The following is an 18696-nucleotide window of genomic DNA, read 5'->3' on the forward strand; positions in this document are numbered from 1 at the left end:
GGCCAGCATAATCCGCCGGCAAAGCATAAGCAATCGAGGCGGTCAGAGGCCGGTGGAGATGAGCCTCTCGTCTGCCCGTGCTTCATCCGTCCCGGCAAGCAGGATCGCCTTGCCGCCGTCCATCCGCACCGTCCCCTCGGCCACCAGCTTCAGCGCCAGCGGATAAAGCTGGTGCTCGACACCGAGCAGGCGCGCGGCCAGCGTTTCGGCGGTATCGGTGCAGAGCACCGGAACGGCGGCCTGGGCGACGATTGGGCCCTCGTCCATGCCTTCGGTGACGAAATGCACGGTGCAGCCGGCGATCTTCATGCCGGCATCGATGGCGCGCTGATGGGTATGGAGGCCGGGAAACAGCGGCAACAGGGAAGGGTGGATGTTGAGGATCCTGCCCTCGTAACGCTGGATGAACTCGGCCGACAGCAGCCGCATGTAGCCGGCAAGACAGATGATGTCCGGCCGGATCTCGTCGAGTGCGCTGAGGACCGCCGTTTCGTGCTCGATCTTGTCGGCATAGTCCTTGCGCTCGAACGCGCGGGTGGCGATGCCGAGTGCCTGCGCCTTCGCCAGGCCGCCGGCCGAGGCCTTGTCGGAGATGACGCAGGCGATCTCCGCCGGCGCACCCGTCGCCCGGCAGGCATCCGCCAGCGCCAGCATGTTGGAACCGCCGCCCGAAATGAATACGACGACGCGCTTGCGGCGTTCCTCGGTGGCGGATGGGTTCATAGAGCGAGCGTGCCCGTATAGATCGTGCCGGCCTCGCCCTCGGCGCGTCCGACGATGCGCCCGAGCGGCACGACGATTTCGCCCTCGGCGTTGAGGATATCGGTCACCGCCTGAACGTTCTCGGCGGCGACCACCGCGATCATGCCGATGCCGCAGTTGAAGGTGCGCAGCATTTCCTTGGCTTCCACGCCGCCGGTCTGGGCCAGCCAGGAGAAGACGGGCGGCACGGGGATGGAATCGAGATCGATTTCAGCTGCGAGGTTCTTCGGCAGGACCCGCGGGATGTTCTCCGGAAACCCGCCGCCGGTGATATGGGCGAGCGCCTTGATAGCACCGGTCTCGCGGATCGCCTTCAGGAGCGGTTTCACGTAGATGCGGGTCGGCGTCAGCAGCGCCTCGCCGACGGTCTTGCCCTCGGCGAAGGGGGCTGCATCGTCCCAGTCGAGGCGGGAGACGGACACGATCTTGCGCACCAGCGAGAAGCCGTTGGAATGGACGCCCGACGACGTCAGGCCGAGGATGGTGTCGCCCTCGGCGAGATCGCCGACCGGCAGCAAATGGCCGCGCTCGGCGGCTCCCACGGCAAAGCCGGCGAGATCGTAGTCGCCTCCGGCATACATGCCCGGCATCTCGGCGGTCTCGCCGCCGATCAGCGCACAACCGGCTTGGCGGCAGCCCTCGGCGATGCCCTGGACGATGGCGGCGCCCTGGTCGGGATCGAGCTTGCCGGTCGCGAAATAGTCGAGGAAGAAGAGCGGCTCGGCGCCCTGCACGACGAGATCGTTGACGCACATGGCCACCAGGTCGATGCCGACGGTGTCGTGGCGATCCGCGTCGATGGCAATCTTCAGCTTGGTGCCGACGCCGTCGTTGGCGGCCACCAGCACCGGATCCGTAAAGCCCGCGGCGCGCAGGTCGAACAGGCCGCCGAAGCCGCCGATCTCGCCATCGGCGCCCGGACGGCGCGTCGAGCGGACGGCGGGCTTGATCTTCTCGACCATCAGGTTGCCCGCATCGATGTCGACACCGGCATCGCTATAGGTGAGGCCGTTTTTGCCCGTCTCGCTCATCGCCTGTCTCCGCTCGCTCTGGTGCCACGCGCCATTGCACGGGACGCCGTTTTATGCAAGCGCCACGCCGGGCTTTGCCAGGGCAACCCACAGGCGAAGAACTGCCGCACTTGACCTTCCCCACGCTGCCAGCCTATCGGTGTCGCTGGCTTGGCCATCATCGGGAAAATCCAAAGATGAGATATCACATCAGCGGTGCCAGCCTTCGGCGCCATCTTCTGTTCTGGTTTGCCGCGCTTTTGGTTTTGAGCATCTTCCTGTGGGCCTTCCGGTCGATCCTGCTGCCCTTTGTCGCCGGGATGGCGCTCGCCTACTTCCTCGATCCCGTCGCCGACTGGCTGGAGCGGCGCGGCCTGAGCCGCATGATGGCGACGGTGGTGATCCTCGTCTGCTTCGTGCTCATCTTCGCGCTCTCGCTGGTGATCGTCATCCCGATCATCGTCGGCCAGTTGAACCAGTTCGCCCTGGCGCTTCCTGGCTACGTCACCCAGCTGCAGGCGCTGGTCGCAAGCCCGGACGCCTTCCTTCCGGACTGGCTGAGCGCGCAGATCGAAACCGTCAAGCAGAACTTCTCCGACGTCATGTCCGAGGGTGCCGGCTTCATCGGCGGCCTCATCAAGCAGATCTGGGCATCCGGCAAGACGCTCCTCGACGTCGTCTCTCTTCTGGTCGTGACGCCTGTCGTCGCCTTCTACATCCTGCTCGACTGGGACAAGATGGTTGCCAAGGTCGACAGCTGGATCCCGCGCGACCAGACGGTCACCGTCCGCCGGCTCGCCCGGGAAATGGATGCGGTCATCGCAGGCTTCGTGCGCGGGCAGGGGTCGATCTGCCTCATCCTCGGGATCTTCTATGCGCTCGGCCTGTCGCTGATCGGGCTGAACTTCGGCCTGCTCATCGGCTTCGTCGCCGGCATGATCAGCTTCATCCCCTATGTCGGCTCCTTCATCGGGCTGATCCTCTCGGTCGGTCTCGCACTCGTGCAGTTCTGGCCGGACTACACCTGGATCATCGCAACCGCCGCCGTCTTCTTCGCCGGCCAGTTCATCGAGGGCAACATCCTGCAGCCGAAGCTGATGGGCTCGCGCATCGGGCTGCATCCGGTCTGGCTGATGTTCGCGTTGTTTGCCTTCGGCGCCATGTTCGGCTTTGTCGGACTGCTGATTGCGGTGCCGGCAGCCGCCGTCGTCGGCGTGCTTGTCCGCTTTGCCCTGTCGCGCTATCTTGAGAGCGATCTCTACTATGGCCAGGCTGCCACCACCTTGCCCTGGCAGGATATGCCGCCTCCGGCACTGGAGCAGTCTCAGGACGGCGAATGAAAGACATCCCCGATCACATCCGGCGGCGCCACGAACAATTGCCGCTCGCATTCCCCTACGACGCAGCCACGGGTCGCGACGATCTGCTCGTGTCGGCGCGCCTGGGCGCCGCTGTGTCGATCGTCGACCAGTGGCCGCACTGGCAGTCGCCGGTCGTCATCCTTGCCGGGCCCGTCGGCTCCGGAAAATCGCATCTGGCGGCGATCTGGCGCGAGCGCAGTGGCGCAGCGAGTATCCACCCCAAGGCCGGCTCCGGTGCCGCAGTCTTGGCCGCCGAAGGCCCGGTGCTGTTCGAGGATGCCGACCGCAGCGGCTTCGATGACGCCGAGCTCTTCCACGTCATCAACAGCGTCCGGGAAAATGCCCACAGCCTTCTGATCACCGCTCGTCTCTGGCCGATGTCCTGGCCCGTGACGCTGCCGGACCTCCGCTCGCGCCTCAAGGCGGCAACCGTGGTGGAGATCGGCGAGCCTGACGAGGACCTGCTGGCGCAGGTGATCGTCAAGTTGTTTGCCGATCGTCAGCTTTACATAGATGACAAGCTTGTGAGTTATATCGTCCAGCGTATGGAACGCTCGCTCGCTGCAGCGCAGACCGTCGTCGAGCGTCTTGATCGCCTGGCGCTGGCGCGCGGCACCAGGATAACCCGCCATCTTGCCGCGGAGGTCCTGAACGAGGTCGGCAATCCGGACGAGTTTGGTTGACTGTCATAGTTCGGTCGCCAAACTGTAATACTTGCGGGCGACTGAATGGGGGTTGAGCGATGGATTTGACGACGGGTACCAACAGCGAAGATATGGAAGCGGCGGCGTTCGACGAAATGATGTCGAGCCCGGACCGTTTCATCAACCGCGAGTTCTCTTGGCTGCAGTTCAACCGGCGTGTGCTCGAGGAGACGCTGAATACGGCCCATCCGCTGCTGGAGCGGGTCCGCTTCCTGTCGATCTCTGCCGCCAACCTCGATGAGTTCTTCATGGTCCGGGTCGCCGGCCTAGAGGGCCAGGTGCGCCAGAACATCTCGATCCGCAGTCCCGACGGCAAGACGCCCGCCGAGCAGCTCGACAGCATCCTGCAGGAAATCGACAATCTGCAGATGGAGCAGCAGGCCTCGCTTGCGGTTTTGCAGCAATATCTGGCGCAGGAGGACATCCTCATCGTCAGGCCGGCGGCGCTGTCTGCCGAAGACCGCACGTGGCTCGCCAATTCCTTTGACGACGATCTCTTCCCGATCCTGACGCCGCTTGCGATCGATCCTGCCCACCCGTTCCCCTTCATTCCCAATCTTGGCTTTTCGATCGTCCTGCAACTGCGCAGCCTTCACGGTCGCGAGCCGATGACCGGTCTCCTGCGTCTGCCGCCGACCCTCGATCGCTTTATCCGTCTCCCGGATCAGGGCGTGACGATCCGCTACATCACGCTCGAAGACGTGGTCGGCATGTTCACCCATCGGCTGTTCCCCGGCTATGAAGTCACCGGTGCCGGCACCTTCCGGCTGATCCGTGACAGCGATATCGAGCTTGAGGAAGAGGCGGAAGATCTGGTCCGTTTCTTCGAGACCGCCCTGAAACGGCGTCGCCGCGGCAAGGTGATCCGCATCGAGACCGACAGCGAGATGCCGCCGGAACTGCGGCAGTTCGTGGTGCAGGAGCTTGGCGTGCCGGACAACCGCGTCGCGGTTCTGCCGGGTTTGCTTGCCCTCAATACCCTTTCGGAAATCACCAAGGCGCCGCGGGAGGATCTACGCTTCGAGCCCTACAATGCCCGATTTCCCGAACGGGTCCGAGAGCATGCCGGCGACTGCTTCGCGGCGATCCGCGAAAAGGACATGGTGGTCCATCATCCCTATGAGAGCTTTGACGTGGTGGTGCAGTTCCTGCTCCAGGCGGCGCGCGATCCGGAAGTTCTGGCGATCAAGCAGACGCTCTACCGGACGTCGAACGACAGCCCGATCGTCCGGGCACTGATCGATGCTGCCGAGCTGGGCAAGTCGGTAACCGCGTTGGTGGAGCTGAAGGCTCGTTTCGACGAAGAGGCCAACATCCGCTGGGCGCGCGATCTGGAGCGGGCCGGCGTCCAGGTGGTCTTCGGCTTCATTGAGCTGAAGACGCATGCGAAGATGTCCATGGTCGTGCGCCGCGAGGAAGGCAAGCTACGGACCTACTGTCACCTCGGCACCGGCAACTACCATCCGATCACCGCCAAGATCTACACCGACGTGTCCTTCTTTACCTGCAATCCAAAGATTGCGCACGACATGGCGAATGTCTTCAATTTCATCACCGGCTATGGCGAGCCCGAAGACAGCATGAAGCTGGCCGTCTCGCCCTACACACTGCGGCCGCGCATCCTCCGCCATATCGAGGAGGAGATCGCGCATGCCAAGGCGGGACGTCCCGCGGCCATCTGGATGAAGATGAATTCGCTGGTCGATCCGGAGATCATCGATTCCCTTTATCGCGCCAGCCGCGCCGGCGTCGACGTCGATCTGGTCATCCGGGGCATCTGCTGCCTGCGCCCGCAGGTGCCGGGCCTTTCCGACAACATCCGCGTCAAGTCCATCGTCGGCCGCTTCCTGGAGCACAGCCGCATCTTCTGCTTCGGCAACGGCCACGGCCTGCCGTCCGAACACGCACTGGTCTACATCGGGTCCGCCGACATGATGCCGCGCAACCTCGACCGCCGGGTAGAGACCCTGGTGCCGCTTCTCAACCCGACGGTGCATGAGCAGCTGCTGTCTCAGATCATGCTTGGCAACCTGATTGACAATCAGCAGAGCTACGAGATATTGCCCGACGGCACGTCACGGCGCATCGAAGTGCGCCCTGGTGAGGAACCATTCAACACGCAACAGTATTTCATGACCAATCCGAGCCTTTCGGGCCGCGGCGAAGCACTGAAGTCGAGTGCGCCGAAACTCATTGCTGGCGTCATGTCAGGGCGCAAGAAATAGGCAGTATGGTACGATCTGAAGCCCAGGGGCGGTTGCCCGGTATTGCACCGGTCTCCGTCGTAGACATCGGCTCCAACTCCGTCCGTCTCGTAATCTACGAAGGCTTGTCGCGCGCGCCGGCCATGCTTTTCAACGAGAAGGTGCTCTGCGGCCTCGGCAAGGGCCTGGCGTCCACGGGGCGAATGGAAACGACGGCCGTGGAGCGTGCGCTGAATGCACTGAAGCGCTTCCGGGCTCTCTCCGTGCAGGCACGGGCCAGCGAGATCTATGTGCTTGCCACGGCTGCCGCGCGCGAGGCGTCCAACGGTTCCAAGTTTATCCGCGATGCCGAGCAGATCATCGGCTGCAAGATCCAGGTGCTGACCGGTGAGGAAGAGGCGCTCTATTCCGCCTATGGCGTCATCAGCGGCTTCCATGAGCCGGACGGCATCGCCGGAGATCTCGGCGGCGGTTCGCTGGAGTTGATCGACGTCAAGGGCGAGAAGATCGGCCGCGGCATTACACTGCCGCTCGGCGGCCTGCGCCTGTCGGAAACCTCCGGGCAATCGCTCGAGAAGGCTCGCGCGTTGGCAAGCGAGCATGTGGCCCGCGCGAAATTCCTCAAGAACGGCGAAGGCCGCACCTTTTATGCGGTCGGCGGCACATGGCGCAACATCGCCAAGCTGCACATGGAGATGACCGAGTATCCGCTGCACATGATGCAGGGATACAAGCTCGGCCTCGACGAAACCTTGTCGTTCCTCGACACTGTCGTCGACGGCAAGGACACCAAGCATCCCGCCTGGCAGGCCGTCTCCAAGAACCGCCGCACGCTTCTGCCGTTCGGTGCCGTCGCCATGCAGGAGGTCCTGCGGGCCATGAAGCCGTCCCACGTCACGTTCTCCGCCCAGGGCGTGCGCGAAGGCTATCTCTACTCCCTGCTGACGGACGAGGAAAAGGCGACCGACCCTCTGCTCCTCGCCGCCGATCAGCTGGCAATCCTGCGGGCTCGCTCTCCGGAGCATGCGCGCGAACTGGCCGCCTGGACCGGCCGCATGGTGCCGCTGTTCGACATCCATGAGAGCGAGGAGGAAAGCCGCTACCGCCAGGCCGCCTGCCTGCTCGCCGATATCAGCTGGCGCGCCCATCCCGATTACCGGGGCGCCCAGGCGCTGAACCTGATCGCCCATTCCTCGCTCGTCGGGATCACCCATCCGGGCCGCGCCTACCTGGCGCTGGCAAATTACTACCGCTTCGAAGGCCTGCAGGACGACAGCGCATCGAACAATTTCGCCTCCATCACGACGCCGCGATACGTCGATCTTGCCAAGCTTCTGGGTGGCATCCTGCGGGTGCTCTACCTGTTCTCCGCCTCAATGCCCGGCATCATCAACAGCCTCGCCTTCCACCCCGCGTCGTCGCCCGACCTCGATCTGGAGTTTGTTGTGCCGCTTGAACATGCCGGCTTTGCCGGAGAGCGGCTCGACGGTCGGCTGCAGCAGCTTGCCAAGCTCACCGGCAAGCGGCTGGCGTTCAAGTTCGAGTAAAGGGCACGGTTCCTCTCCCCGCATGCGGGGAGAGGGTGAGGGGCGGCGGCCCCGGTCTTACTTCGCAGCGAGGAAATCACCCACTTCCAGCAGCACGAACTCGTTGTCGTCCGCCTTGTCGAGCGCGCGACCGGCCGAGAACGGCAGGTTGTTGTCGTTGCCCACGACGATATGCGTCGCATCCACCACATCGACGTTCTCGATCGTCACGAACGGCATGGTATAGCCGCCTTCGCTGCCGCCCTGGCGGGCAACGCCGTTGGGGTCCTTGATCGCCATCAGGTCGATATAGCCGATCTTGCGCACGGCCTTGCCGACACTCTCGTCGGTCATCTCGATCTTGTAGATCCGCTTGTGCTTGGCCGGCGTCGCAAAGCAGGTGGGCTCGGGTTTCTTCGGATCGGCGCAGGCCTGGTCGGCGGAGCCGGCGCCATTGTCGCGCTCGATCACCAGCGCCGTTGTCGCGTCGACCATGTTGAAGTCGCCAATCGCTTCGCCGCCTTGCGACAGCGGGTAGAGCCAGGATCGGCCGGTCCAGGCCTTGGAGGCGATATCGAGCTCGACGATGCGCAGCGCCGCCATGCCGTCCGCCATCTCGACGGTGCCGTCTTCCTGGAAGAGCGGGCCTTCCAGCAGGCCGTAGAGCTTCGAGCCGTCCTCGGAGATCGCCAGGCCCTCGTAGCCGCCCGAACGCTTCAGATTGAAGCTCGGCAGCTTGGCCGTCGGATTGGCCGGCACGACGAGCGTCGCATTGTCCGGCGACTTCACCTCCGTTTCGCCCACCTTCGTGGAAATCACGTCGGTGAGCTTTCCGTCGTGCGTGAACTTCAGGAGATAGGGACCGAACTCTTCACCGACCCAGAAGCCGTCCTCGACCGGCTGGATGGATTCCACGTCGAAGTCACCGCCCGTCAGGTAGCGGTTGTCGCTGCCCTCGAGCACGATCGGAAAGGGCGCCTTCCTGTCAGGGTCCGAGAGGAACACGGTGTTCAGCCGCTCGACGGTGCCGGCGTCCCAGTCGAAGCGGATGTTGTGCAGCATCAGCGCCGCGTCGCTGGAGTTGGCCTTCGAGCCGAAGCCGTTGTCGGAGAGGCTCCAGAAGCTGCCGTCCGGCATCGTCTTGATGCCGGAGAAGCCTTGAACCGGCTGACCGTCGAAGGGAAGCGACAGGCCCGTCGGACGCACGCCGTCCTTGCCGGGCACGGTCCCCAGGCCGTCCGCACGCTTGCGGTCGGCGGTGGAAAACTTGCCGGAGGTCTTCAGGTGCGTAGGCGCATCGTCAGGAGCGGGAATGATGGTGTTTGCCGGCAGGATCGCATGCGACACGAGCGTGGCGGGAAAAGTGTTTTCTTGGGCAAAGGCCTGGCCGGCAAGAAGCGCGGCAATGGCGACGGACGCGAGCAATGGTCTCATGATGAGAGCCTCCAGTGAGAGGGTGTAACCCTCCCTCACTAGGGCTCCTGCATGACGCAGGATTGACGGCACCGCGAAGCTTCCGTGACGTTGGCGATCCAGTTCAGGAGCCGCGCACCAGCTCCAGCCATCGCCCCTGCCGGGCACGACCGGGGAGCTTTTGTTGAAAAGCAGCCGGTGAACGGATATGATGTGCCAACGCTGGATCGGTGGGTGGAACGACGATGAACGCCATCACGGTAAAGGATCTGTCTCCCCGAGCAAGCCGCGCTCTGGAAATACGGGCTGCCGAAAACGGACGGACCCCCGAGGCCGAGATCACGCATATCCTCGAGGATGTACTGGTTCAGCATGTACCCGCTGAAGCCGGCACATCGGCGACCGGGCTTGTGGCTGCTTTGCAGGAGCTGGGCAGAACCTTCCCTGAACTGGCAGACCTGGACTTTCCAAGGGATCGGACGCCGGCACGGGGCCCGACGTTTGAATGATCATTGTCGACACCAACGTCATTTCCGAGGCCGCGCGTCCGGCCATGGACGGAAATGTCAGGCAATGGTTCGCATCCCAGCCTATCGATCACCTCTATACCACGACCGTCAGTATCGCCGAAATCTGGTTCGGAATTGAGAGGTTACCTGCTGGCCGTCGGCAGGATCTCCTTCGACAGAGTATGCAGGTGATTTTCGACAGCCATTTTCTCGGCCGCATCCTCCCCTTCGATGAACGAGCTGCTCGTGCCTACGGCAGATTAGTCGCATCCGCCGAGGCGCAAGGGCGGACGATCCTGATCGCCGACGGCCAGATCGCAGCTCTTGCTCAGGTTCAGGGCTTTGCCGTCGCCACCCGAGATACTGCGCCCTTCGAAGCGGCCGGCGTGCCGGTCGTCAATCCCTGGAACGTCAGGTCGACAGACTAGACCTCCACGGCCTCCACCTTCCTGTCCACGAACCGCAACGCGACGCTGCCGGAGATCAGTTGCAGTGCCGTCTCGCCGAAAAGCTCGCGGCGCCAGCCGTGGAGAGCGGCAACCTCGGCCATCTCGCCTTCGGCGGCGATCTTCTCCAGGTCGTCGGTATTGGCGATCACCTTGGCGGCGACGCCCTCCTTGTCGGAGATCAGCTTCAGAAGCACCTTCAGCAGTTCGACGGCCGCACCCGTGCCTTCCGGCGAGCGGGAGGATTTCGGCGCATGCGGCATCTCCGCCTTCGGAAGCGCCAGGGCTGCGTTCACCGCCTCGATGACACCTGCGCCGGACGAGGAGCGCTCCCAGCCCTTCGGCACGGTGCGCAGCCGCGACAGCGCGTCGGTGTCCTTCGGCTGCTGCTGGGCGATCTCGTAGATCGCGTCGTCCTTCAGCACTCGCGACCGGGGCACGTTGCGACTGCGCGCCTCGCGCTCGCGCCAGGCGGCGACGAACTTCAGGATCGCCAGTTCCTGCGGCTTGCGCAGGCGCGATTTCAGCCGCAGCCAGGCGTCGTCCGGATGGATGTCGTAGGTGCCGGGCGATTCGAGGATCGCCATCTCTTCGGTCAGCCAGGAGGCGCGGCCTTCCCGTTCGAGCTGCTCCTTGAGGAAGAAATAGACGTCGCGCAGATGCGTCACGTCCGCCATCGCATATTCGAGCTGCTTGTCCGACAGCGGCCGCCGGCTCCAGTCCGTGAAGCGCGAGGACTTGTCGATCTGCGCGCCGCTGATGCGCTGCACGAGCTGGTCGTAGGAGACGCTGTCGCCGAAGCCGCAGACCATGGCGGCGACCTGCGTGTCGAAGATCGGATGCGGCACGAGCCCGCCCAGATGATGGATGATCTCGATGTCCTGGCGCGCCGCGTGGAAGACCTTGATCACCTTCGGGTCGGCCATCAGCGCGAAGAAGGGCGCCAGGTCCAGGTCCTTGGCCAGCGGGTCGACCAGCACCTCGACGGTGGGGCTCGCCATCTGCACCAGGCAGAGCTGCGGCCAGAAGGTCGTCTCCCGCAGGAACTCCGTATCGATGGTGATGAAATCCGATTGGGCAAGCGCCCGGCAGGCATCCTCGAGGGCGGCAGTCGTTTCGATCATCAGTCCGGTCACAGCAAAAGGGTCAAAAGATCAGCCTTCCTTTCCCTTCCGGTTGCATATGTCAATATAACCGCCGAAATCAGCGGTGGTCTTCCTTGTCCGGCGGCGCCGCCAGCCTGTTGAAATAGGCCGAGGTGCGCAACAACGCCCGGAACCGTCCCGGCCGCTCCTCCGGCGGAACCGGCGGCCGCGCCCCCATGCGCCGCACCGTGAACACCGCAAAGCCAACGAAGATCACCGAAGTATAGATGAAGAAGACGTCCGGCCCGTGGTATTCCAGCAGCAGCGCCGCCAGCAGTGGCCCGATGGTTGCCCCGATCGACCAGTAGAACAGCAGCCCGGCCGCGATCAGCGCATGTTCGCCGTCCTTGGCATGGTCGTTGCCGTGCGCCGAGCACAGCGAATAGAGCGGCATCGAGAAGGCGCCGAACAGGAAGACGCCGATGATGTTGGCGGTCTCGCTCGACCCGGCACCGAGCGAGAGATAGCCGCCCGTCAGGATCGAGCCGATCGTCGTCCAGAGGATCACCTTGCGCCGGTCGAGCCTGTCGGAATAGACGCCGAGCGGATACTGCAGCACCACGCCGCCGATGATGCCGGCACTCATGAAGGTGGCGATTGAGGTGATGCTCATGCCGATCGCCTCGCCGTAGATCGGCCCGATGTTGCGGAAGGCGGCCATGGCCAGGCCGACGCAGGTGACGCCGACCACCGCCAGCGGCGAGATCCGCCACACCGCCACCGGGTCGAAGCGGATGGCGTCCGGGGGCAGGGGGCTCGAGCGGTCGGCCAGCGAGATCGGCACCAAGGACAGCGTCATGGCGATCGCCACGATGCTGAAGATCACGGTTCCCTCGATCCCCGCCGCCGGGATGACATATTGCGCGGCGGTCACCGAGCCCAGATCGACAAGCCGGTAGATCGACAGCGTCCGCGCCCGGTTGGCATTCGTCACCTTGGCGTTGATCCAGCTCTCCACCGTCGCAAACAGGCTCGCCACCGCAATGCCCACGATGAAGCGCATCAAGAGCCAGGCGGTCGGATCGATGACGAGCGACATGGCCAGCGAACAGGAAGCGCCGATCGCGGCCATCGCGGCGAAGGTGCGGATATGGCCGATCTGCCGCAGGAGCCGCGTCACATAGATGCAGCCGATTGCAAAGCCGATGCTGTAGCCCGCGCCGATCACCCCGATGATCGACGGCGAGAACCCTTCGTGGGAGCCGCGCAGCGCAATGAACGTGCCCTGCAGCCCGTTGCCGCCAATCAGGATGCCGGCGGTGACGAGAAGCGGAATCAGCGGCCGGATCTGGCTCATGGCGAGGCTTTCGCGCGATCATGGAGTGCGACACGCGTGCCCGCGCGTCCTGTCCAGTGATAGGCGAACACAACTATCGTTGTCTTGCGGAAATCCGTCCCGGCGGCGACGAGACCTCAGCCACTCCGCGGCCAATCAGTCAGGCAGAAGAACGTGGAGCATGGTATGAGTGTCTGAGACATCGCTGGGGCAGGGAGGCTGGAAGGGCTGAAAACTCTTCAGCCTGTGAGGCTCCGCCCCGGTCCAGCCTTGACAAACTGCCCCCGCCATGCGCTTTTCCGCCCGATTTTCCTATAGCTGGCCGGCCGTGCTTCGCATGCCGCTTGCTTCAGCTTCGTACCAGTCCAGGATACATTTCATGCACCGTTACCGCAGCCACACCTGTGCCGCCCTGAGCAAGTCCGATGTCGGCTCCACCGTTCGTCTCTCCGGCTGGGTCCATCGCGTGCGCGACCATGGTGGCCTCCTCTTCATCGACCTGCGCGACCACTACGGCATGACCCAAGTGGTCGTCGATCCCGACAGCCCCGCCTTCAAGACGGCCGAGACCGTCCGTGGCGAATGGGTGATCCGCATCGACGGCCTCGTCAAGGCGCGCTCCGACGAGACGATCAACAAGGCCATGTCGACCGGCGAGATCGAGCTCTACGCCCAGGAGATCGAGGTCCTGTCGGCGTCCAAGGAACTGCCGCTGCCGATCTTCGGCGAGCCTGAGTACCCGGAAGACGTCCGCCTCAAGTACCGCTTCCTGGATCTGCGCCGCGAGACGCTGCACAGGAACATCGTCAAGCGCACCCAGATCATCGCAGCCATGCGCCGCGAGATGACCGAGGTCGGCTTCACCGAATATTCGACGCCGATCCTGACGGCCTCCTCGCCGGAAGGCGCGCGCGACTTCCTCGTGCCGAGCCGCATCCACGAGGGCAAGTTTTTCGCCCTGCCGCAGGCGCCGCAGCAGTACAAGCAGCTGATGATGGTGGCCGGCTTCGACCGCTACTTCCAGATCGCCCCCTGCTTCCGCGACGAAGATCCGCGCGCCGACCGCCTGCCGGGCGAATTCTACCAGCTCGACCTGGAGATGAGCTTCGTCACCCAGGAAGACGTCTGGAACACCATGGAACCGGTGATGCGCGGCATCTTTGAGGAATTTGCGCAGGGCAAGCCGGTCACCGCCGAATTCCCGCGCATTCCTTACGACGAGGCGCTGCGCAAATACGGCTCCGACAAGCCGGACCTGCGCAACCCGATCGTCATGGAAGCCGTCACCGAGCATTTCGCCGGCTCCGGCTTCAAGGTCTTCGCCGGCATGATCGCCTCCAACCCGAAGGTCGAGGTCTGGGCGATCCCGGCCAAGACCGGCGGCTCCCGCGCCTTCTGCGACCGTATGAACGCCTGGGCGCAGAGCCAGGGCCAGCCGGGCCTCGGCTATATCTTCTGGAAGGAAGAGGACGGCAAGATCGCCGGCTCCGGCCCGCTCGCCAAGAACATCGGCGAGGAGCGCACTGAAGCCCTGCGCCTCCAGCTCGGCCTCGAGCCGGGTGACGCCTGCTTCTTCGTCGCCGGCGAACCGGAGAAATTCTACAAGTTCGCGGGCGAGGCCCGCAACCGCGCCGCCGACGAGCTGAACCTCTCCAACAAGGACCAGTTCGCGCTCTGCTGGATCGTCGACTTCCCCTTCTACGAGTGGAACGAGGACGAGAAGAAGGTCGATTTCGCCCACAACCCGTTCTCCATGCCGCAGGGCGGCATGGACGCGCTGGAGAACCAGGATCCGCTGACGATCAAGGCCTTCCAGTACGACATGGTCTGCAACGGCTTCGAGATCGCCTCGGGTTCGATCCGCAACCAGTCGCCGGAGCTGATGGTCAAGGCCTTCGAGAAGGTCGGCTTGAGCCAGACGGACGTCGAGGAGCGCTTCGGCGGCCTCTACCGGGCCTTCCAGTATGGCGCCCCGCCGCATGGTGGCATGGCCGCCGGTGTCGACCGCGTCGTCATGCTGTTGACCGGCGCCAAGAACCTGCGCGAGATCACGCTCTTCCCGATGAACCAGCAGGCCCAGGATCTCCTGATGAACGCCCCGGCGCCGGCCTCGCCGCAGCAGCTGCGCGAACTGGCGCTGCGCGTCGTGCCGACCCCGAAGAAGGACTGATCTTCGGGCTCACACCAGTCAACAACGGCGGCCTCTGGCCGCCGTTGTTGCGTCTGGGCACTGCTGCTTCCGGCGGACCTGTCGTCTGAGCAGCGGAACCTTCTTCGTCTGCTTGTGTTGTCGGCCAGCAGAAGCACAGGAGAAAAAACATGCGCATTATGCTCGCAGCCGCCTCCGCGGCCCTACTGACGATGTCCGGCGCAGCCTTCGCGCAGACCGCCGTCATCGTGCAGGAACAGGCTCCGGTCGTTGTGGCCCCCGCACCGGCGCCCACGGTCGTCGTGCCCGGTCAGGTCCGCACCTACGTGATGGAGCAGAGCGTCCCGTCCGTCGCCTACGAGGGTGAGGTCATCGTCGGTTCATCGCTGCCCGAAACGGTCGAGGTTCGCACCGTGGACGGCTACAACGACTACGGCTATACCGTCGTCAACGAGCGTCGCGTCCTGATCGATCCGCAGACCCGCCGCGTCATTCAGGTGCTCGACTAAGTCTGCCAAGGCCCGGATCATCGATCCGGGCCTTTTTCCAGTCCGCATCCTTCATCGACTTTGTCATCGCAAAGTTGCGCCATCGCGCGTTCGCCGCTATAGAGCGTGCATCACAAGGACTCGGGTGCAACCCCCGGGTGGCTCTTCCGGCCGCCGATCCGCCGGACAACGCAAAGCATCCTCTTCTATCGGGCCCGAATGTTCTTCCGGCCGATGCTTCTCTTTGCGAAATCATCCCATGATCAATTTGACTGAATACAAGCGCGAATGGTTTTCGAACGTTCGCGGCGATCTGCTGTCCGGCCTCGTGGTCGCGCTGGCGCTGATCCCCGAAGCCATCGCCTTCTCCATCATCGCTGGCGTCGATCCGAAGATCGGCCTCTACGCCTCCTTCTCGATCGCCGTGCTGATTGCCTTCGTCGGCGGACGGCCCGGCATGATTTCGGCAGCGACTGCCGCCACCGCCGTCCTGATGGTGACGCTCGTGCGCGACCACGGCCTGCAATATCTCCTGGCCGCCACCGTGCTCGCCGGCCTCATCCAGATCGTCGCCGGTGCTCTGAAGCTCGCCTATGTCATGCGCTTCGTCTCGAAATCGGTGATGACCGGCTTCGTCAACGCGCTCGCCATCCTGATCTTCATGGCGCAGCTGCCGGAACTCATGAACGTGCCGATGCTGACCTATGTGCTGGTCGCCGCCGGCCTCGCGATCATCTACCTCTTCCCCTATCTGACGAAGTCGATCCCGTCGCCGCTCGTCTGCATCGTCGTCCTGACGGCCATCACGCTCTCCTTCGGCTTCGATGTCCGCACCGTCGGCGACATGGGCGAACTCCCCTCGACGCTGCCGATCTTCCTGATCCCGCAGATCCCGCTCACCCTCGAAACGCTGCTGATCATCCTGCCCTATTCGGTGGCGGTGGCAGCCGTCGGCCTGCTGGAATCGCTGATGACGGCGCAGATTGTCGATGACCTCACCGATACGCCGAGCGACAAGAACCGCGAATGCATCGGCCAGGGCATCGCCAATACGGCGACCGGCTTCATCGGCGGCATGGCCGGCTGCGCCATGATCGGCCAGTCGATCATCAACGTGAAGTCCGGCGGCCGCGGCCGCCTGTCCACCTTCGCCGCCGGCGTCATGCTGCTGTTCATGATCCTTGTCCTCGGCGATCTCGTCAGCCGCATCCCCATGGCGGCACTCGTCGCGATCATGATCATGGTCTCGATCGGCACCTTCTCCTGGTCCTCGATCAGGAACCTCAGGGACCACCCGCGTTCCTCGTCGATCGTCATGCTGGCGACCGTCGTCGGCGTCGTCTACACCCACAACCTGGCGATCGGCGTGCTGATCGGCGTTCTCCTCTCGGCGATCTTCTTCGCCTGGAAGATCGCCCAGATCTTCCGCGTCACCTCGGCCCTCTCGGCCGACGGCACGCATCGCACCTATACGGTCGAAGGCCAGGTCTTCTTCGCCTCTGTGGAGGACTTCAACGCCGCCTTCGACTTCCGGGAAGCCCTTGACAAGGTGACGATCGACGTCAGCCGCGCCCATATCTGGGATATCTCCAGCGTTGCCGCGCTCGACATGATCGTGCTGAAATTCCGCCGCGAGGGCGCCGAGGTCGAAATCCTCGGCCTCAACCAGGCCAGCGAAACTATCGTCGACCGGCTGGCCATTCACGACAAGCCGGGCGCCATGGAACGGCTGATGGGCCACTAAGGGAGGAGAAGAACAATGACAAGGATACTCGCACTCATCGACGGTTCACCCTATGCGCAGAGCGTCTGCGATCACGTGGCGTGGATTGCCAGGCGAACCGAGGCCTCGGTTGACCTGCTGCACGTGATCGGCCGCCGCGATACCGCCACGGAACCGGTCAACCTGAGCGGCAACATCGGCCTTGGCGCCCGGACCGCACTGCTCGAGGAACTGGCGGAATTAGACGCCCGCAAGGCGAAGGTCGCCCACTCGCGCGGCCGCCTGCTGCTCGACGGCGGCAAGGAGCTCCTGCAGGCAGCTGGTGTCACGCAGATCGACACGAAGCTGCGCAACGGCGATCTCGTCGACACCGTTCAGGAGCTCCAATCCGGGGCCGACCTGATCGTCATCGGCAAGCGCGGCGAGGGCGCCGATTTCGCCAAGGGCCATCTCGGCTCCAACCTGGAGCGGGTGGTGCGCTCGACCCACAAGGCGATCGTCATCGCCTCGCGCGCCTTCAAGCCGATCGAAAAGGTCCTGATCGCCTTCGACGGCGGCGCGATGGCACTGAAAGCGATAGACCAGGTGGCGCGCAACCCGATCCTCGCAGGCCTTCCCTGCAAGCTCGTCATGGCCGGCACCGAGACGCCCGACAGCCGCCGCAAGATCGAGGATGCGGCCATCATCCTGAAGGCGGCAGGCTTTGCGGTCGAGACCGAGATCGGGCAGGGCGAGCCCAGCACGGTGATCTCCGAGACGATCGAACGGGAAAACTTCGACCTGCTGGTCATGGGCGCCTACAGCCACTCGCGCCTGCGCAGCCTTTTCCTCGGCTCCACCACGACGGAGATGATCCGCTCCTGCAAGGTGCCGGTGGTGATTTTCCGGTAGGATGAGATGGGTGCGGCAAGATACACGGAAAGGCCTCCGCCCTCGGGTGGAGGCTTTTTTACGTGTTGCTCCTGGACTTGCCGGCGGCGTTGCTTGGAACGGCAGCCGATGTGCCCCGACGTCAGTCATAGCGGCAGCCTGCACCGCCCGGATGCAGGCACCTTATATCGGGGTGTCAGTTGAGGGACCCGCTCGCGCGGCGAGCATCCGCGATGGTTGCGAAAAGCGGCCAGCCGAAGTGCTCCACGGCGTTCAACGACTGTGGGTCACCGTGTTGAGCGATCTCTCTTGCGAGTTTCCGGCTCAGAGCCGCAGTGTAGTCACCTGCCGCTCTCGGCACCATCACGAAGGCACCGAAGCCGCCGATGACGTTGTCCGAAAAATACGAGGCCAGGAGAACGCCGTTGCTCGCATCATTGCCGTTGGGGACTGCAATCGCATTGATCGTATACCCCTTCGCAACGGCCTTCGTTCTGGAATGCCGAACAGGCAGGCCGTCGTTGTTTTCTCCATTGGCGGAAATGTCGATGACCTTTCTGTCTGCGGTTCCCGGGAACTGCTCGAGAAACAGGCTTCCGATATCGATGGCGGAGGAAATGGACGTTCCTCCCCGACCCCGGCGGATGAAGCCGGTGTCGCCTTTCTCGGCGATCACCCCGGCGGCCGCCTCGGCATCCTTCGATCCGCAAATCCGCGTCCACGGCAGAATGCTCCTGATCTGTGCCGGGCTTGCCCATTCGAAATACGTCACACCGATACAGCCCCGAGGATTGCTGGAGATCGCATCGATGAACTCCGGCGAGGTCAGTGCCGCGACATGTCCCTTCCTCTGCAGGTCGGCGATGTCCGGATCGATCGATGACGAGATGTCAACTGCGAAGACGATCGCCACATCGACATCGAAGGCTTGCGCCTCATCGACTCCGCCGGCGTAAGCCTGAAACCCGAGGCTCAACGCCGCTGCGATCACACCCGCCGTTATGACGGAAATCTCCCCATGCCCATCAAACGTCCCCCCGGTCGCATTTATAAGGGGCATCGGCCCCCGTGAGGAAATCTGAACCATCAGGCAGTATTATATTCGACCCC

At 63.8% G+C, this 18696-nt stretch carries 16 protein-coding genes and 1 other annotated feature; of the genes, 10 read left to right on the plus strand and 6 right to left on the minus strand.

Annotated features, from left to right (window positions below):
* Positions 1-42: 42 nt before the first annotated feature.
* Both purN and purM read right to left on the minus strand, forming a co-directional pair.
* Positions 43-723 carry a phosphoribosylglycinamide formyltransferase gene (gene purN / locus M1E10_RS14550; RefSeq protein ID WP_499173528.1) on the minus strand — a complete coding sequence of 227 codons (681 nt, stop codon included), beginning with the start codon at positions 721-723 and terminating at the stop codon, positions 43-45.
* Entirely contained in the window at positions 720-1793 is a 1074-nt protein-coding gene (gene purM, locus M1E10_RS14555) for a phosphoribosylformylglycinamidine cyclo-ligase (RefSeq protein WP_499173529.1), read from the minus strand. Before purM ends, purN begins: the two co-directional genes overlap by 4 nt.
* Positions 1794-1969: 176 nt before the next feature.
* Between purM and M1E10_RS14560 the strand changes: the two genes are divergently transcribed.
* Genes M1E10_RS14560 through ppx form a run of 4 tightly spaced genes read left to right on the plus strand, consistent with a single transcriptional unit; the run spans position 1970 to position 7588 of the window.
* Entirely contained in the window at positions 1970-3112 is a 1143-nt protein-coding gene (locus tag M1E10_RS14560) for an AI-2E family transporter (protein ID WP_499173530.1), read from the plus strand.
* Positions 3109-3816 (plus strand): DnaA/Hda family protein, encoded by a 708-nt coding sequence (hdaA, locus tag M1E10_RS14565; protein WP_499173531.1) that lies wholly within the window; start codon positions 3109-3111, stop codon positions 3814-3816. The genes M1E10_RS14560 and hdaA overlap by 4 nt, the downstream gene beginning before the upstream one ends.
* Positions 3817-3875: 59 nt before the next feature.
* Complete coding sequence (locus M1E10_RS14570) at positions 3876-6062, plus strand: polyphosphate kinase (RefSeq protein ID WP_499173532.1); 2187 nt, start codon at positions 3876-3878, stop codon at positions 6060-6062.
* A 5-nt stretch (positions 6063-6067) separates the two neighbouring features.
* Positions 6068-7588 (plus strand): Ppx/GppA family phosphatase, encoded by a 1521-nt coding sequence (gene ppx / locus M1E10_RS14575; protein ID WP_499173533.1) that lies wholly within the window; start codon positions 6068-6070, stop codon positions 7586-7588.
* A gap of 57 nt (positions 7589-7645) precedes the next feature.
* On the opposite strand, the gene M1E10_RS14580 is transcribed toward ppx, so the two are convergent.
* Positions 7646-9001, minus strand: coding sequence for an esterase-like activity of phytase family protein (locus M1E10_RS14580; protein ID WP_499173534.1), 1356 nt, complete (start codon positions 8999-9001; stop codon positions 7646-7648).
* 224 nt (positions 9002-9225) lie between these two features.
* Here M1E10_RS14580 and M1E10_RS14585 point away from each other — a divergent pair, with 224 nt between their 5' ends.
* A complete protein-coding gene (locus tag M1E10_RS14585; RefSeq protein WP_499173535.1) occupies positions 9226-9489 on the plus strand; it encodes a FitA-like ribbon-helix-helix domain-containing protein in 264 nt (87 codons plus the stop codon).
* Positions 9486-9917 carry a type II toxin-antitoxin system VapC family toxin gene (locus M1E10_RS14590; protein ID WP_499173536.1) on the plus strand — a complete coding sequence of 144 codons (432 nt, stop codon included), beginning with the start codon at positions 9486-9488 and terminating at the stop codon, positions 9915-9917. The genes M1E10_RS14585 and M1E10_RS14590 overlap by 4 nt, the downstream gene beginning before the upstream one ends.
* On the opposite strand, the gene rnd is transcribed toward M1E10_RS14590, so the two are convergent.
* Together rnd and M1E10_RS14600 are read right to left on the minus strand one after the other, a co-directional pair.
* On the minus strand, positions 9914-11059 hold the full coding sequence (gene rnd / locus M1E10_RS14595; protein WP_499173537.1) for a ribonuclease D: 1146 nt from the start codon (positions 11057-11059) through the stop codon (positions 9914-9916). The genes M1E10_RS14590 and rnd overlap by 4 nt on opposite strands.
* Positions 11060-11138: 79 nt before the next feature.
* Positions 11139-12377 (minus strand): MFS transporter, encoded by a 1239-nt coding sequence (locus tag M1E10_RS14600; RefSeq protein WP_499173538.1) that lies wholly within the window; start codon positions 12375-12377, stop codon positions 11139-11141.
* Between the two features lie 358 nt (positions 12378-12735).
* Here M1E10_RS14600 and aspS point away from each other — a divergent pair, with 358 nt between their 5' ends.
* From aspS to M1E10_RS14620, 4 genes are all read left to right on the plus strand, one after another.
* The gene (gene aspS / locus M1E10_RS14605; RefSeq protein ID WP_499173539.1) at positions 12736-14526 is read left to right on the plus strand and encodes an aspartate--tRNA ligase family protein; all 1791 of its coding nucleotides are present in this window, start codon (positions 12736-12738) and stop codon (positions 14524-14526) included.
* Between the two features lie 149 nt (positions 14527-14675).
* The gene (locus M1E10_RS14610) at positions 14676-15014 is read left to right on the plus strand and encodes a DUF1236 domain-containing protein (RefSeq protein ID WP_499173540.1); all 339 of its coding nucleotides are present in this window, start codon (positions 14676-14678) and stop codon (positions 15012-15014) included.
* 113 nt (positions 15015-15127) lie between these two features.
* Positions 15128-15185, plus strand: a sequence feature (sul1 is cis-regulatory element that is thought to sense ions involved in sulfur or methionine metabolism; They are found in Alphaproteobacteria).
* A gap of 67 nt (positions 15186-15252) precedes the next feature.
* A complete protein-coding gene (locus M1E10_RS14615; RefSeq protein ID WP_499173541.1) occupies positions 15253-16737 on the plus strand; it encodes a SulP family inorganic anion transporter in 1485 nt (494 codons plus the stop codon).
* A gap of 15 nt (positions 16738-16752) precedes the next feature.
* Positions 16753-17607 carry a universal stress protein gene (locus tag M1E10_RS14620; protein ID WP_499173542.1) on the plus strand — a complete coding sequence of 285 codons (855 nt, stop codon included), beginning with the start codon at positions 16753-16755 and terminating at the stop codon, positions 17605-17607.
* A 175-nt stretch (positions 17608-17782) separates the two neighbouring features.
* Here the strand turns inward: M1E10_RS14620 and M1E10_RS14625 are convergent, their stop codons facing one another.
* Positions 17783-18646 (minus strand): vWA domain-containing protein, encoded by an 864-nt coding sequence (locus tag M1E10_RS14625; protein WP_499173543.1) that lies wholly within the window; start codon positions 18644-18646, stop codon positions 17783-17785.
* Positions 18647-18696: the final 50 nt, after the last annotated feature.

The organism is Rhizobium sp. PK7-22 (assembly GCF_056530405.1).

Coding starts and splice junctions, on each gene's coding strand:
- hdaA (WP_499173531.1), top strand. CDS start 3,109: ATGAAAGACATCCCCGATCACATCCGGCGGCGCCACGAACAATTGCCG.
- M1E10_RS14625 (WP_499173543.1), bottom strand. CDS start 18,646: ATGCCCCTTATAAATGCGACCGGGGGGACGTTTGATGGGCATGGGGAG.
- M1E10_RS14570 (WP_499173532.1), top strand. CDS start 3,876: ATGGATTTGACGACGGGTACCAACAGCGAAGATATGGAAGCGGCGGCG.
- M1E10_RS14560 (WP_499173530.1), top strand. CDS start 1,970: ATGAGATATCACATCAGCGGTGCCAGCCTTCGGCGCCATCTTCTGTTC.
- M1E10_RS14590 (WP_499173536.1), top strand. CDS start 9,486: ATGATCATTGTCGACACCAACGTCATTTCCGAGGCCGCGCGTCCGGCC.
- M1E10_RS14620 (WP_499173542.1), top strand. CDS start 16,753: ATGACAAGGATACTCGCACTCATCGACGGTTCACCCTATGCGCAGAGC.
- M1E10_RS14585 (WP_499173535.1), top strand. CDS start 9,226: ATGAACGCCATCACGGTAAAGGATCTGTCTCCCCGAGCAAGCCGCGCT.
- M1E10_RS14600 (WP_499173538.1), bottom strand. CDS start 12,377: ATGAGCCAGATCCGGCCGCTGATTCCGCTTCTCGTCACCGCCGGCATC.
- purM (WP_499173529.1), bottom strand. CDS start 1,793: ATGAGCGAGACGGGCAAAAACGGCCTCACCTATAGCGATGCCGGTGTC.
- ppx (WP_499173533.1), top strand. CDS start 6,068: ATGGTACGATCTGAAGCCCAGGGGCGGTTGCCCGGTATTGCACCGGTC.
- rnd (WP_499173537.1), bottom strand. CDS start 11,059: ATGATCGAAACGACTGCCGCCCTCGAGGATGCCTGCCGGGCGCTTGCC.
- M1E10_RS14580 (WP_499173534.1), bottom strand. CDS start 9,001: ATGAGACCATTGCTCGCGTCCGTCGCCATTGCCGCGCTTCTTGCCGGC.
- M1E10_RS14615 (WP_499173541.1), top strand. CDS start 15,253: ATGATCAATTTGACTGAATACAAGCGCGAATGGTTTTCGAACGTTCGC.
- M1E10_RS14610 (WP_499173540.1), top strand. CDS start 14,676: ATGCGCATTATGCTCGCAGCCGCCTCCGCGGCCCTACTGACGATGTCC.
- purN (WP_499173528.1), bottom strand. CDS start 723: ATGAACCCATCCGCCACCGAGGAACGCCGCAAGCGCGTCGTCGTATTC.
- aspS (WP_499173539.1), top strand. CDS start 12,736: ATGCACCGTTACCGCAGCCACACCTGTGCCGCCCTGAGCAAGTCCGAT.